The organism is Clostridium sp. LIBA-8553 (assembly GCF_057782465.1).
Genome location: NZ_CM173489.1, coordinates 2,902,723 through 2,917,510 on the forward strand (window position 1 = coordinate 2,902,723; position 14,788 = coordinate 2,917,510).

Here is a 14,788-nt window from a genome sequence, read left to right on the forward strand (position 1 = left end):
TCCTAATTTTTAGATGTATTTATATAGAGGAACTAAGGTATCCCCTTTGTATGCGTACATCTCAACTCTTTTTATTTCTACGAAAGCTTCCTCATTAACATTTGAAGTATTTTGTTTTATAACATTAGCTAAAAGATCTGCTGAAAGATTTTCTCTACTTCCACAACTTATAGTTGTATTAACAATTAAATAGTCGTCTTTAGTCCAACATTTAAACTCTTTTATAAATGGTTTTATATCAGCTTCTTTTTCACCTTTTTTAGTTTTCTTTATTGTTATTATTTCTTTTTTAGCCATTAAAGCATTAACTTCTTCTTCAGCTTTAGAAACATCATTATATTTTATTTTTATAGTATAGTTAGCCGCATCTAAAAGTGCCATAGCTGCAGGTAATCTCTTGACATTATGGATAACTGGACTCTTTGAAACTTCTAAAAATCTAATTCCTTTTGCTGAGAATTCATTTAATTGTTCTCTTACTGCCTCTTCATTCATATCCTCTTCTAGATTTAAGTCTAAATAATCTCCCTCAGAATAAACACCAACTGATAAAGGTTGTGCTATTGCTAAGGCCATATGAGGATTGAATCCCTTTGAATATTCAACTGGAAGACCAGCTCTTCTTACTATTCTTTGAATTGTTCTCATTAAATCTAAGTGAGAAATAAACTTTATATCTGCATCCTTAGTAAATTTAATTAAGTATCGCACCTTCAAAACACTCCCCATCTTTAAAGTTTACATTTACTCCACAACCTGTACATCCTTTTCTACAGTTTTGAGTAAGTTCAGCAGTTTTTGCCTTTTCATTCTCTCTTTCAAGATATTTTCTTGTAACTCCAATGTCTATGAAGTCCCAAGGTAAAACTTCGTCATAGCTTCTTTCTCTATAAGCATAGAAATCTCCATCTACATTACACTCAGCCATAGCTTCTTGCCATAATTCAAAGTTGAAGTATTCTGACCATCCATCAAACTTAGCGCCTTTTTCATAAGCTTTTATTAATACATCACAAAGTCTTCTATCTCCTCTAGCTAAAACAGCTTCCATATATGATGTTTTTTGCTCATGATAGTTGTAAACTATACTTCTTGATTTTATAGCGCCTTTAACAGCTTTTATCTTTTCAGTTACAACATCCATTTTCTCCATTGGAGCCCATTGGAATGGTGTAAATGGCTTTGGTACTAATATAGAAGTACTTACTGTAATTCTAAGTCCTTTATTTCTTATATGTTTAGGTACAGCAAAGTATTGATCAGCTATTTTTTCAGCTAATAATCCTACTTCTGCAGCATCCTCAACTGTTTCATAAGGAACTCCAAGTATGAAGTATAATTTTAATGTACTCCATCCTGATTCAAAAGCATTTTTAGCTGCTTCTAATATTCTTTCTTCTGTTAAACCTTTGTTTATAACATCTCTCATTCTTTGAGAACCTGCTTCTGGAGCAAAAGTTAAACCTGTTTTTCTAACCTTTTGAATCTCTTTTAAAAGATCAACTGAGAAAGCATCAACTCTTATTGAAGGTAAAGCAACACTTACATTATTCTTTCCATGTTCTTCTATAAGATCTGTTACTAATCCCTGTATATCTGAGTAGTCACAAGTACTTAATGAAACTAGTGAAACCTCATCATATCCCGTAGCCTTAAGCATCTTTCTAGCCTGCTCAACTAAAGTTTTTCTACTCTTTTCTCTAACTGGTCTATATATCATCCCAGCTTGACAGAATCTACATCCATTAGTACATCCTCTAAATAATTCTAAAACAACTCTATCATGAACTATTTCACTATAAGGAACTATTAAACTATCTGGGAATTCAACTTTATCAAAGTTATTAACTATTCTCTTTTTAACTTTTTTAGGAACATCATCATATTTAGGTGAAAACTCTTTTATTGTTCCATCTTCGTTGTATGTAACATCATATAATGAAGGAACATAAACACCTTGAATATGACTTGCTTCTCTTAAATAAGCTTCTCTATCAAAGTTATCTTTGTGTTTTTGATAAAGGTCTAAAAGATCATTTATTGCCTCTTCTCCCTCTCCTAATTGAACTATATCAACTATATCGTATATTGGCTCTGGATTGTATGCACAAGGTCCTCCAACAACTACTATAGGGTCATTACCTTTTCTTTCTGATGCTCTTAATGGTACTCCCCCCATGTTTAACATGTTTAATATATTTGTATAACTCATTTCGTATTGAAGAGTAAATCCTAAAAATTGAAACTCACTTATAGGATCTTTAGTTTCTAGAGCATATAGAGGTACATTATTTTCTCTCATAAGTTTTTCCATATCTGGCCATGGAGCATATACTCTTTCACAATATGTATCTTTTCTTTCATTTAAAACATGATATAAAATTCTTGATCCTAAGTGAGACATTCCTACTTCGTAAACATCTGGGAAACAGAATCCAAATCTTATGTCAACTTCTTTTGGGTCTTTTATTACTTCGTTAAGTTCTCCACCTACATATCTAGATGGTTTCTCAACTTTATATAAAATATCATCAGTTATTCTTACCATTTAGTTTCCTCCTACATTTCTATAAAAATATTAAAGCTAATATCTATAATAAAAAGAGAAGTATACTTATTATACTTCTCTCATATTAACAACTTATATTCTATCACAAAGAATAATTATAACCAATATATTTATTCTTTTCTATACTTAGTGTAATATTCTCTTAAATTCATATTTCCAATGGTCTTTAATATCTCTATTATTTCATTCTCTTTCAAGATATAAAGTATATTCATCTCCTCATCCAAAACATAAAATATATTAAATCTATTTTTATCAATAATTTTAAGAAGATTAACCATATCTTGTTCACAATATACGGAAGTGATTCTACTGTCTATGTATTTTTTATTAATTAATCGTTCCTTCTTTTTCGTTATATCACTCATAATTATATACATTACCTTTCTTCTTTCACTATAACTTAAATAGATTATAAATACGCCTGCTAATATACTTGTTATATTAAATTTACCTAAAATGAAAATTCCTAATATAGAAAGTAAGATAAAGGCTATACCAAATAAATAACTTATCTTAATCAATACCTCATTAACGTCTTTAAATATCATTTTTTCTTCTAAAATCGCACCTAATATTTTCCCCCCATCTAAAGGATATGTAGGAAGCAAATTAAAAATAAATAAAACTAAATTTATTTCATAAGAAGAATAAATATATTCACTTTTTAAAAAGAACTTATATATACAAAAGAAAACAATAGCCGCAACACAGTTTAAAATTGGTCCAGCCATGCATATTATTAATTTTTCTCTAGAACTTAAATCCTCATAGTCTTTAATTTCTAATCTAGCACCTAAAACATGAAGCTTAAATTTTTCAGATTCTATATTTAGTTTTAACACAACAAAATAATGAGTTAACTCATGTATTATAATCCAAAAAAAGGCTAGGGATAAATCAAATATAAATCCTAAAGTAAAAAATATTATTAGTTGAGCCACTATTTTTTTATTTATTGTCACTGCTTTCAACTCCTAGGAAACCTAAGTTTTCCTCTGGATTAACATACTTATTTTCTAATAATACCTGAAGTATTAATCCTTCCGCCTTTTTATTTTCAGAAGAACTTCCTATTACTTCATCCCCTTCTATACTATCCCCTTCTTTTTTAATTACATCATCAAGATTATGATATAAAATTTCTAAACCATCTCCATGCTTCACTTTAACACTATATGTTTCTTCCACCTTTTTGACTTCACTTATGGTTCCTTTTAATAAACTTTTTACTTCTCCTTTTTTACCATTTAAATATAATTTTTCTCCTTCTAAATCAGAACTCTCCAAATTTTTAACACTTCCTTTAAAAGGAACAATCTTACTCTCTCTTAAAAAATCCATAGAATTTTTTTCAATAACTTCAAAATTATCAAATCCAATTATATCCTTATTATTTTCTGTATTAGATTCTTTAGTTTTTTCCTCTTGAAGATTACTTAATCCATTTTCTCCACTTACTTTCTTTAAAATTCCACTATCACCAATACTTCTACTAATAGCAGACACTATTTTACTTTCATTTAATGCTACTTCTTTATAATATCCATCTGTTGATATAACCTCTTTAAATTTATTGCATAATCCGCCTAAAAACTCATTTTCTACTTGATTCATTATAAAAAAGCTAAAAAAAATAAAACAACTAAAAATTGATGAAAATAAAACATCTTTAACTATATATTTTCCTAAGTTTTCTTTCTTTTTTTCTCTGTAATTTCTATCATTATTCAATTTCATTTCATAACTAGGAGAAGCCTTGTTAATTTTGTTTATTTTTCTATAATACTTCTCATATTCTCTGCTATAATTCCCCATATTCTTCCCCTTTCTTTAATCTACAATGATACTTAATATATATTTTTTATATGCATTTTATAGAACTACTTAATATAAACTGAAGGGCAATTCAAAGAAATTTTTTTACTAATATTAAACAAGATATTTGAAGTAATATACAATTCAAAAAAATAAAAGCACAGAAACCTAAGTTTGATTTCCATGCTTTTATTTTTATTTAGAATTTTAATTTTTTCTTTCTCATTGATATATTTAAAACTAACCCCACACTCATTACTGTTGTCAACAGAGAACTACCTCCGTAACTTACTAATGGCAAGGTTATTCCTGTTATAGGCATTATACCAATTGTCATACCTATATTTTGTAGTATAGCAAATATAAAATAGGAAGCAAATCCTACACATATTATGGAGCCAAATACGTCCTTAGAGGTCTTCGATGTCATTATTATTCTATATATCATTATGGCATACAATGTTAAAAGGAATATACCTCCTAAAGTCCCCCAATGCTCTCCTATTACAGCAAATATGAAGTCTGTTTGTCTTTCTGGAACGAATTCTGAAGAATATCCTCCAGCCTCTCCTTTTAAGTCTAGTCCTGTTCCAAAAAATCCTCCTGATCCAATCCCTATTTTAGATTGAGTTAATTGAAGATTTATACCTAATTCATCACCATCAGGATTTAAAAAACCAACAAGTCTTTGTTTTTGGTAATCTTTTATAACCCCTGAATTCCAAACTAAGGCTATTGCAACTACTATTGATAAAAGTCCTGCGCCAATTACTTTCATATCTAGCCCAGCTGCAAAAAATATCCCAAGAGCTATAAAGAAGCAAACCATAGTCATCCCCATATCAGGTTGTACAACTATAAATATCATTGGTATTATTGCATACATTGCAACCTTAAGAAAATTTCTCAAGTCATTTATTCTTAAATCAATTTCATCCATCTTTTTGGCGAGCATAAGTATCATAGCTATTTTGGCTATTTCCGAAGGCTGAATACTTACTGGTCCCAATACAATCCATCCTCTAGCACCATTTATTACACTACCTGCAAACCTAGTTATTATAAGTAATACTATTGATCCCCAATAGAATATCCCAACATAATTGTAAATTATGTTATAATCCCACAAAAGTAATATGTACAAAACACACATTGATATTATAAACCATATGAATTGTTTCTTAGCAAAAAATACTCCATATTGAGATTTTGTTCCTAAATATATGTTCAATATTCCAAAGAGTATTATTATTACCATAGATACTAAAAGCTTATAATCAATTTCTCTTCTTAGTTTACTATCTAGTTTTAGTCTACTAAGCATTATAGTACCTCCATAAACTTTATTTATTTAACATGACTATTTATATAATACTTTATTTTTACCTATTTTGAATTACAAAATTCTGAACTTTTTAAAAGATTAAGAAAAAGCTATCTCAATAAACTTGAAATAGCTTATATCCTTTTAACTTATCTAGCTTTTCCTTTTATATTCTTTATAGGAATATTTGCTACTAAAGATGGTGATTCACCTTCTATTGGATTTGACTTTGTAACAGTTATGTCAACATCCTCATTTTCAATTTCAACATACTTAGAAAGAACTTCTAATATCTCTAATCTTATTTTATCTAAGACTTCATCTGATAGTTCTCCTCTATCATGTATTAATATAACCTTTAGTCTATCTTTAGCAACTTGTTTCGGTGTAGGTTTGCTAGAAAAAACATTTAAAAAACTCATTTTTTCTCACCTACCCTCTTCTAAATAATTTTAATATTGAACTAAATATACCTTGATGTTCTGTGTTTAAATCCATTATTGGAACATCTTCCCCTGTTATTCTTCTTCCTATGTTTCTAAATGCTTGTCCAGCACTAGCTTTTTCATCTAAAACTATTGGCTCTCCCTTATTAGTAGAAACTGTTATATTTCTATCATCTGGTACAACTCCTAAAAGTTTTACTGAAAGAGTTTCTATAATATCTGAAATGTCTAACATATCACCTTTTTTAGTCATTTCATAATTTAATCTATTTACTATAACCTCATGGTTTTCTAATCCCTTAGCATCAAGCTTTCCAATAACTCTATCTGCGTCTCTTACAGAAGTTATTTCTGGGTTAACAACAACTATAGCTCTATCTGCTCCAACTATTGCATTTTCAAATCCTTGCTCTATACCAGCTGGACAATCTAATATTACATAATCAAACTCTTCTTTTAATTCGTTAACTAATCTTAGCATTTGCTCAGGGCTTATATCATTCTTGTCCTTAGTTTGAGCTGTTGGTAATAAGAATAAGTTATTAAATCTTTTATCTCTTATTAGCGCTTGTTTAGTTCTACATCTATTTTCAATTACATCAATTACTGTATAAACAATTCTATTTTCTAATCCCATTAGTACATCTAAGTTTCTTAAACCTGTATCTCCATCAACAACAACAACTTTCTTGCCTTGTGCTGCTAACGCTGTCCCAATGTTTGCTGTAGTAGTTGTTTTCCCAACTCCACCTTTTCCTGATGTTATTACTATCGATACTCCCATTACTTTCCCTCCATTAAATATGTAATCTTAATAAGAATATTTATCCGGTAAATACGGCTCTACTATTATATTATTTTCATTCAATCTAGCAACCTCTGGATATCCAGTTCTTTCAAAATCATCTGGTGATATTGTTATTTTACCTGATATAGAAATAAGCTCTGGTTCTAAAGAATAGGCAGCAATAATAGCATTTTCATTTCCATTATCTCCTGCAAAAACCTTTCCTTTTAAATCCCCTAAGACAATTACATTTCCATGAGCTCTAACTTCTCCACCATTATTAACGTCACCAATTATTATTAGATTCCCTGCATAATTCAAACATTGACCACTTCTAACAGTCTTTCTTATAAACTTTGTTCTTCCTTCATGAACCCCAGAAAAAACATTGCTTTGCTTTTCTAATCGTTCTTCGAATATACAATCCTTTATAAGAATTTCATCAAAAAGTACATCTTTTAACTTTGATATCTGTCTCTCATTTATATAATTTAAATCAGTAGTTACAGTTAAAGTAGCTCCTTTATAAAATTTCTTTCCTCTACTTAACTTTTCAACTAAAGAATCAAGCATCTCATCGAAATTACCAAATTTATCCATATTGATTATGGCATTTATTCCTTGTTTGTTTCCTTTTATAAAAATTCTATCATCACGCATAGTAAATTACTATCCTCCAAGCATCCAACCCCTTTTATTTTTAAGGTAAACTATATACAATAATTTAATTCTCACTTTATATTATATAAATTATTTTTAATTTATAAAAGAACTTTATGAAATAATGTAGTAAAATTTTGAAAAAAACAACCATATTTTCAAAACTTAATGAGAATATGTTTAATTATTAGCTTTAATTATAATAAAATTCATATAAAAAAAGCCTACAGAATTAATTTCTATAGGCTTTTATTCACATTAATCAACTATATTTTGATTACCTTGTGTTGCATTATTTTGAACTTTATTTTCTTGTTTATTTTCAGAATTATTATTTGGTGTTTCTCCAACAGGTTTTCCTGTTGAATCTAATTCTGCATTTTCAACCTTACTATTTATATTTCCATCCTTTATGTTTTCTAAAGGCGGATTTAATGAGTAATCATATGGATTACCATCTAGATCAGTAGGCTTATATCCTTGTGCTTTTAGTTGATCTCTATAATAAGTTTCATAAATAGCTCTTGCTATAGCCGCACCATAGTAACCATGACCACCATCATAAATTACTGTTGCTACAGCTATTTTAGGATTATCTAAAGGAGCAAATGATATATATACCCCATAGTCTGTTCTACCATAATCTGATTGGTCATTTCTAAAGGTTGCTGTACCAGTTTTACCTGCAGTAGCTATTGGAAAAGTTCCCATAACTCCTGATGCTGTACCTGTTGCTTCAACTCTTCTCATTCCTTCTTTAATAGCATCTAATGTTGTCTTAGACATATTAACTTTATTTAATACCTCTGGTTTGAACTCCTCCACTACATTTCCTTGTGCATCTGTTATTTTATCAACTAAATGAGTTTTATATCTTGTTCCCCCATTTGCTAAGGTTGCAACATAACTTGCAAGTTGTACTGGAGTAAAGTTACTTATACTCTGTCCTATAGCAGAGTCAGTAAGGTTTCTTGGTGAAACTATTTGGTAAGCAATATCTCCAACAACCCAAGCAACTGTTCTTTGAACAGTTAAGCTTATTGCTTTATCAACTTTTTCAGCTTCATCCTTAGCCTTTATTCCACTAAAGTTTTTAATACTTTCTTGATATGTAGGATCTATATCATATAAAGTTTTGAAATCCTTTGTTAAGGCTTCTGACAAAGCTTTTTCATCAATAGTATTTCCATCACCTATTTTATTTAAAGAATCTTCAATATCCTTCTTTATAGCTTCTTTAGCAGCAGCTAATTCCTTAGAATCTCTATCATTAACTCCTATATTTACCTGTGGAAAATCAGGAGAAGAAGAGTTCACAAAAGTTCCTTTTTCAAGTGAATCAACTAAGGTAAATCTCATAAGCGCTATTGTTTGTTTTTTATAAGATTCAAAGTTATAAACTTGACCGAAATTTTCAGAAATTTCAATCCCTGTAGAGGCCTTTTGATCTGAATTAGGGTCCACTCCTAATCCAAACTGCCATGCATATTTTGCAACTGAATCTAAAGCTTGTATACTACTCTTCTTGTATCTTCCGTCACCATATGGATCTCCCCCATTTTTGTAATACATCTTTACAGCTGCATCAAAGAAATATGAGTTTGATGACTTCATTAAGGCTATATATAAATCTGCTGTTCCTTGATAGTTTTTATCTCTTGGAAAATTGGCTGGATTAGTACCAAATATTTCAGGATAAGAAGCTCCAAAGTTATAACCATTTGCAGTAACTGTTGAATTTGGAGTTATAACTCCTTCTTCTAAGGCAGCAGTTGCTGTAACTGGCTTAAATGTAGATCCTGGTGCAACCATTCCTAAAGTAGCATAGTTATAAAATCTTTTTGGATAAAGATCATATAAATCTTCTCTTACTCCTGTTTTAGCATTCTTAGGGAAGAGATCATCTACAGTTTTATTTAAAGCATTCCTAGCTATAAACTGTTGAGCAAAGGCTTCATAATCTGGTTGAAAGTATTCTTTTGCCACAGCTGGATCAAGTTCTCCCTTAGCAAACTCATTTGGATTAAATCCTGGATAACTTACTAAAGCTAAAACTCTCCCTGTATCTACTTCTATAGCAACAGCTGCTCCTCTTGTAGCATTTTTCGTATTTACATCTGAATCAGGATTCCTGTTTTGCAGACGATCTAAAACACTCTTCATCATAGTCTCAGCTGAATATTGAATGTCCTTATCTATAGTTAAATGAACATTATTTCCTGGGTAAGATTCTAAGTCATAAAGTTCTTCTGTTTTTCTACCAGATGAGTTTACCTTAACTGTAGTACCACCCTTAACCCCTTTTAACTCATTTTCAAAGGCTGCTTCTATACCAGCTTTTCCTATTAAATCAGTAGAAGCATCATATCCTCTAGCTTCATACTTAGCTTTTTGATCTCCATTTATAGAAGCTACGTAACCTAAGAATGAAGATCCTAATTCATTGTATGGATAATATCTCATAGGTTCAATGGATACATCTATACCTGGTAAATCATTAAGTCTTTGGTAGAATATAAATGCAGTATCCTTATTTATATCCTTAGCTATTGTAACTGGTTTATATCCAGAGAAACTTTGCATTTTTATAGCATCTTTAACAACCATGTATCCTCTTATATCTTGTAGAGAATATTTTTTTAAAATAATATCAGTTATTTCTTCTGGTTTCATTTTTGCATATGCTTTTGCTTCTTCTTCAGTTGGATTTAACACATCATATAATTTATACTCCTTAACTAAATAGTCAAAAGCTTGTTCTGGAGTAATCTTTAGAAGTTCTTGGTCTATTTTATCTTCTTCTTCCGCTGTTAAATCTCCCTCTTTATTTTTATAAAGAGTATTTTTAACCTCATCACCAAGTCCTCTATCTTTTAAAAATCTTAATTTTTCTGCATCTCCTGAAACATCAAAATAAAGTTTTCCATTTTCATCAATTCTAAGTTTGAAGTTATCAAGTATAGCTTGATTATTCTGTTTTAAAATATCATAAACTTTATCTATTGTATTGTAGAAATTCTTCTTTGACTCATCTGTTTCAGTAAAAGTTAATGTATATGTCTGTCTATTGGTAGCTAAAATATCCCCGTTTGAATCATAAATTTTACCTCTTGGAGCCTGATCTGATAGAAATCTCATAGATCTAGTATCAGCTCTCTGCTTATATTCGTCATAATTGAATACTTGAAGATAAACTAACCTTACTACTATAGATACAAATACTATTATCATTATTCCTATGAGAACTTTATATCTATCTATGGGCGTCCTTCCATTCTTCATACTTCTCATGCAACCACCTATTTTTTACTTATTTTCCAATCTCTCTTCATAAGCTCTCTATTGCATAACTTATAGACCAAATTATACATAAAGAATCCTATAACCACGTTGTAAAGTGCCATAATCCAAAAGCTTAATAAGTTTATTCTTATATTTATAAACCTTAATATAAGAGCTACAGCAAAAAACTTTATTATGGTAAGTAGACCTACTGATAATATTGGAATCATCCTCTTATGTTTAAATACACTTTCTCCAATATAAGCTGCTATTAAACATATTAACATATTTACTAACATATTTACCCCAAAGACATTTACAAAATAAACGTCTTGAAGAAAACCAGATAATACTCCTATAAACACTGCTTCCCAATAACCACTCATAAGAGCATATAGAACAGCAAAGGTGAATAATAAACTAGGATAAACACCTTTTATTGCAAAGAAGGGCACTAAGGTATTATCTATTATAAATAGTAAAAGACATATTAATATTAGTATTACTCTCTTCAATTTATCCCCTCTTTTCTAATACTGAACTATACCATCTCTTTCTGCCGGTGGTACAACTACAAATAATTCTTGTAAATTATTAAAATCAACATATGTTTTTAATGTAGCAGTCTTCATAACTTTAACATCATCTGATTTTACTGATGTTACTTCACCTATTCTTATTCCCTTCGGATAATATCCACCAAGACCTGATGTAACAACCACATCTCCATCTTTTATTGTGGAATTCATAGGTAAGTTAGTTATTTCAACTTGCATTTCATTTCCGCTTCTATATCCTTTAACTATTCCATCCCCAGCATTAGCTTCCCCTTCTACTGTAGATGCAACAGCCACATTTTCATTTAATAATGTTTGTATTTTTGACCAGCTTGAGTGAACTTCTGTAACCACTCCAACTAGCCCTTCTGGAGATATTACTATGTAGTCTTTCTTAATTCCTTGATCTGAACCTTTATCAATTGTATACCCTTGAACAAAGCTATCTCCACTTTTTCCTATTATGTTTGTACCAATATACTTATATTGATCATTTTCTTTAGAAAAATCAACTATTCCTTTTAAAACATCATTTTGACGTTTTAACTCGTTATACTCAACTAATTTATTTTCTAATTCTAAATTTTTCTTTTTTAAATCAGTATTTTCATTCTTAACATTAGAAAAATTATAAAAGAAATCAAAGACATCATGAACTTTATCACTTATAGTATAAACCACTTTCTGAACAGGGTTTAAAACAGTACCAACTCCGCCTGAAATTGGATTTTTAGAATCACTCTTAACAGTAAACATAATTATTCCTAAAAAGGCAACTGACAGTACTATAACAGTTACTGCCAGTTTATTCTTGAAGAATTTCATATTCTATCCTCTTTGTTGTTTAACTATTAGATCAAACTTATCTAAAGCTTTTCCTGTACCTAAGGCAACACAGTCAAGAGGTGATTCTGCTATATGAACAGGCATTCCTGTTTCTTTATATATAAGTTCGTCTAGTCCTTTTAGGAAAGCTCCGCCTCCAGCAAGCATTATTCCTTTATCCATGATATCAGCTGCTAATTCTGGTGGTGTTTTTTCTAATGTAGTCTTGATTGATTCTATTATTGATGAAACTGGCTCTTTTAAAGCATTTCTTATTTGACCAGCATCGACAACAACAACTTTAGGAAGTCCTGATATTAAATCTCTTCCTTTTATATCCATTGTTGCTTCTTCTTCATTCTCATCAACTTTGTAAGCTGATCCAATTTCCATTTTTATTTGTTCAGCTGTTCTTTCACCTATCATTAAGTTAAATTCTCTCTTAATGTAGTTTATTATTGATTGATCTAATTCATCTCCAGCAACTCTTAGTGATTTGCTAGTAACTATTCCACCTAATGATATAATAGCAACCTCAGTAGTACCTCCACCGATATCAACTATCATGCTTCCTGTAGGCTCATCAACTGGAAGACCTGCTCCTATTGCGGCAGCCATTGGCTCTTCCATTAATATTACGTCTCTTGCTCCTGCTTGCTTAGTAGCTTCTTCGATTGCTCTTCTTTCAACCTCAGTTACTCCTGAAGGGAAGCATACTATTATTCTTGGGCTTGTGAATGCACTCTTATTAGTTATCTTCTCGATAAATCTTTTAAGCATTGTTTGAGTAACGTCGAAATCTGCAATAACTCCATCTTTTAACGGTCTTATAGCAACGATATTTCCAGGTGTTCTACCTATCATTTGTTTAGCTTCAGTACCAACAGCTAAAGATTTTTTTGTTAAGTTGTTTATAGCAACAACTGAAGGTTCTCTTAAAACGATCCCCTTTCCTTTAACGAACACTAGAGTATTTGCAGTTCCTAAATCTATACCCATGTCTTTTGTCATTCCAAAATTAAATAAACCCATTTTTAATCCCCTTTCCTAATCACAATATGTCTTTTTCTTTAAGACTTATGAATCTGTTATCTCCTATTATTAAATGATCTAAAAGCTCAATACCCATCATTTTCCCACACTCTTTGAGTCTTGTTGTTATGTTTATATCATCTCTACTCGGTGTTGGGTCGCCAGAAGGATGATTATGACATATAATTATAGATGCTGCACTATCTTTCACAGCCTCTCTAAATATCTCTCTTGGATGTACTAAAGATGAATTTAATCCACCTCTGAATATCTCTTTTTTAGATATTACCTTATTTTTAGTATCAAGAGTTAAGAGTATCAACACTTCCTGCTGTAGCATTCTTAATTCATCTAAAACCAATTCTGCTACATCTGAAGGCTTTGAAATTTTAACTTGTATAAATTCAGAAGCTTTAAATCTTCTATATAATTCACACATTGCTAAAATTTGAGTTGCCTTAGCCTCTTTGACACCTTTAACTTTCATGAGATCCTTAGCAGAAGCTTTAAAAAGTCCTTTTAGTCCACCAACACTATGTATTATTCTATAAGACAATTCAACTACATTTGAATCCTTATTTCCAGTTCTAAGTATTATTGCTAAAAGCTCCTCATTAGATAAAAATTGTGCTCCATAAAACAGCAATTTTTCTCTTGGTCTTTCACATGATGGAATTTCATTAATTTTTAGGTTTTTAGACATATTACAACTCCTTGTTTAGAAATTAACATGCCCATTGAAAATAATTCTAAAGTATTGTTATGTCGTATTTTTCTAATGCTTTATATAATTTATTCAAGGGCAATCCCATGACATTGTAATAACATCCATTTATACCCTCTACAAAAGCACCACCTAAGCCTTGAATTCCATAAGCTCCTGCTTTATCCATAGGCTCACCAGAATTTATGTAATTTCTTATTTGTCTATCAGTTAATTCTGAAAACCTTACTTCTGTACAGTCGTAATCAGTCATTACAGTATCATCCGCAGTATTTATTAAACAAATACCTGAATATACCTTATGAGTATTACCACTTAATGAAGATAACATACTATAAGCAGCTTCTTCATTCTTAGGCTTTTCCAAAACTTTTCCATCTTGAAAAACAACTGTATCCGCAGCAATAACTATAGATGGCTCATTAATCCTTCTTGATACCTCTATAGCTTTATTTCTAGACAAATCTTTAACATACTTTTCAACGTCTCCATTAAAGTCCATAGTATTTTCATCAAACTTTGATTCAACAACACTAAATTCTTTAACTAATTTTCCAAGAATTTCAACTCTTCTTGGAGATTTTGAAGCTAAAATAATTTTCATATTTCCACCTTACCTTATAATATAAAAAGCTTCTAAATAATCTTATTTTTTCCTAAAATAAGGCCTTGTTTTCTTATCTTATATAGTTTATCATTTATTATTTTTATAAACAAGTATAAATATACATATAGCGCAAATTATAAAGAAAAAAATGAAAGAG

14 protein-coding genes are annotated in these 14,788 nt (G+C 30.2%); all 14 read right to left on the reverse strand.

The genetic code is table 11. The features are described 5' to 3' along the window. Positions 1 to 9: 9 nt before the first annotated feature. Positions 10 to 711 (reverse strand): TIGR03936 family radical SAM-associated protein, encoded by a 702-nt coding sequence (locus AC2JAQ_RS12965; protein WP_488456820.1) that lies wholly within the window; start codon positions 709 to 711, stop codon positions 10 to 12. Next, positions 695 to 2,548, reverse strand: coding sequence for a TIGR03960 family B12-binding radical SAM protein (locus AC2JAQ_RS12970; RefSeq protein ID WP_488456821.1), 1,854 nt, complete (start codon positions 2,546 to 2,548; stop codon positions 695 to 697). The genes AC2JAQ_RS12965 and AC2JAQ_RS12970 overlap by 17 nt, the downstream gene beginning before the upstream one ends. A 131-nt stretch (positions 2,549 to 2,679) precedes the next feature. Continuing rightward, a complete protein-coding gene (locus AC2JAQ_RS12975; protein ID WP_488456822.1) occupies positions 2,680 to 3,534 on the reverse strand; it encodes a site-2 protease family protein in 855 nt (284 codons plus the stop codon). Next, entirely contained in the window at positions 3,521 to 4,387 is an 867-nt protein-coding gene (locus tag AC2JAQ_RS12980; protein ID WP_488456823.1) for a peptidoglycan DD-metalloendopeptidase family protein, read from the reverse strand. Before AC2JAQ_RS12980 ends, AC2JAQ_RS12975 begins: the two co-directional genes overlap by 14 nt. Before the next feature lie 199 nt (positions 4,388 to 4,586). After that, entirely contained in the window at positions 4,587 to 5,711 is a 1,125-nt protein-coding gene (rodA, locus tag AC2JAQ_RS12985) for a rod shape-determining protein RodA (RefSeq protein WP_488456824.1), read from the reverse strand. A gap of 149 nt (positions 5,712 to 5,860) precedes the next feature. Further along, a complete protein-coding gene (minE, locus tag AC2JAQ_RS12990; protein WP_423239981.1) occupies positions 5,861 to 6,133 on the reverse strand; it encodes a cell division topological specificity factor MinE in 273 nt (90 codons plus the stop codon). Between the two features lie 10 nt (positions 6,134 to 6,143). Then, the gene (gene minD, locus AC2JAQ_RS12995; protein WP_423239980.1) at positions 6,144 to 6,941 is read right to left on the reverse strand and encodes a septum site-determining protein MinD; all 798 of its coding nucleotides are present in this window, start codon (positions 6,939 to 6,941) and stop codon (positions 6,144 to 6,146) included. Positions 6,942 to 6,968: 27 nt separating this feature from the next. After that, entirely contained in the window at positions 6,969 to 7,604 is a 636-nt protein-coding gene (gene minC / locus AC2JAQ_RS13000) for a septum site-determining protein MinC (RefSeq protein WP_423239979.1), read from the reverse strand. A 258-nt stretch (positions 7,605 to 7,862) separates the two neighbouring features. Then, positions 7,863 to 10,895: a penicillin-binding transpeptidase domain-containing protein gene (locus AC2JAQ_RS13005; RefSeq protein WP_488456825.1), complete on the reverse strand. Its 3,033-nt coding sequence runs from the start codon at positions 10,893 to 10,895 to the stop codon at positions 7,863 to 7,865. An 8-nt stretch (positions 10,896 to 10,903) separates the two neighbouring features. Next, complete coding sequence (gene mreD / locus AC2JAQ_RS13010; RefSeq protein ID WP_488456826.1) at positions 10,904 to 11,401, reverse strand: rod shape-determining protein MreD; 498 nt, start codon at positions 11,399 to 11,401, stop codon at positions 10,904 to 10,906. 15 nt (positions 11,402 to 11,416) lie between these two features. Further along, the gene (gene mreC, locus AC2JAQ_RS13015; RefSeq protein ID WP_488456827.1) at positions 11,417 to 12,268 is read right to left on the reverse strand and encodes a rod shape-determining protein MreC; all 852 of its coding nucleotides are present in this window, start codon (positions 12,266 to 12,268) and stop codon (positions 11,417 to 11,419) included. 3 nt (positions 12,269 to 12,271) lie between these two features. Further along, positions 12,272 to 13,300: a rod shape-determining protein gene (locus tag AC2JAQ_RS13020; RefSeq protein WP_423239975.1), complete on the reverse strand. Its 1,029-nt coding sequence runs from the start codon at positions 13,298 to 13,300 to the stop codon at positions 12,272 to 12,274. 19 nt (positions 13,301 to 13,319) lie between these two features. Beyond that, positions 13,320 to 14,003, reverse strand: coding sequence for a RadC family protein (gene radC, locus AC2JAQ_RS13025; RefSeq protein ID WP_488456828.1), 684 nt, complete (start codon positions 14,001 to 14,003; stop codon positions 13,320 to 13,322). A 46-nt stretch (positions 14,004 to 14,049) separates the two neighbouring features. Next, the gene (locus AC2JAQ_RS13030; RefSeq protein ID WP_488456829.1) at positions 14,050 to 14,628 is read right to left on the reverse strand and encodes a Maf-like protein; all 579 of its coding nucleotides are present in this window, start codon (positions 14,626 to 14,628) and stop codon (positions 14,050 to 14,052) included. Between the last annotated feature and the right edge of the window lie 160 nt (positions 14,629 to 14,788).

Coding starts and splice junctions, on each gene's coding strand:
- AC2JAQ_RS12970 (WP_488456821.1), bottom strand. CDS start 2,548: ATGGTAAGAATAACTGATGATATTTTATATAAAGTTGAGAAACCATCT.
- AC2JAQ_RS12980 (WP_488456823.1), bottom strand. CDS start 4,387: ATGGGGAATTATAGCAGAGAATATGAGAAGTATTATAGAAAAATAAAC.
- rodA (WP_488456824.1), bottom strand. CDS start 5,711: ATGCTTAGTAGACTAAAACTAGATAGTAAACTAAGAAGAGAAATTGAT.
- minE (WP_423239981.1), bottom strand. CDS start 6,133: ATGAGTTTTTTAAATGTTTTTTCTAGCAAACCTACACCGAAACAAGTT.
- minD (WP_423239980.1), bottom strand. CDS start 6,941: ATGGGAGTATCGATAGTAATAACATCAGGAAAAGGTGGAGTTGGGAAA.
- minC (WP_423239979.1), bottom strand. CDS start 7,604: ATGCGTGATGATAGAATTTTTATAAAAGGAAACAAACAAGGAATAAAT.
- AC2JAQ_RS13005 (WP_488456825.1), bottom strand. CDS start 10,895: ATGAGAAGTATGAAGAATGGAAGGACGCCCATAGATAGATATAAAGTT.
- mreC (WP_488456827.1), bottom strand. CDS start 12,268: ATGAAATTCTTCAAGAATAAACTGGCAGTAACTGTTATAGTACTGTCA.
- AC2JAQ_RS13020 (WP_423239975.1), bottom strand. CDS start 13,300: ATGGGTTTATTTAATTTTGGAATGACAAAAGACATGGGTATAGATTTA.
- radC (WP_488456828.1), bottom strand. CDS start 14,003: ATGTCTAAAAACCTAAAAATTAATGAAATTCCATCATGTGAAAGACCA.
- AC2JAQ_RS13030 (WP_488456829.1), bottom strand. CDS start 14,628: ATGAAAATTATTTTAGCTTCAAAATCTCCAAGAAGAGTTGAAATTCTT.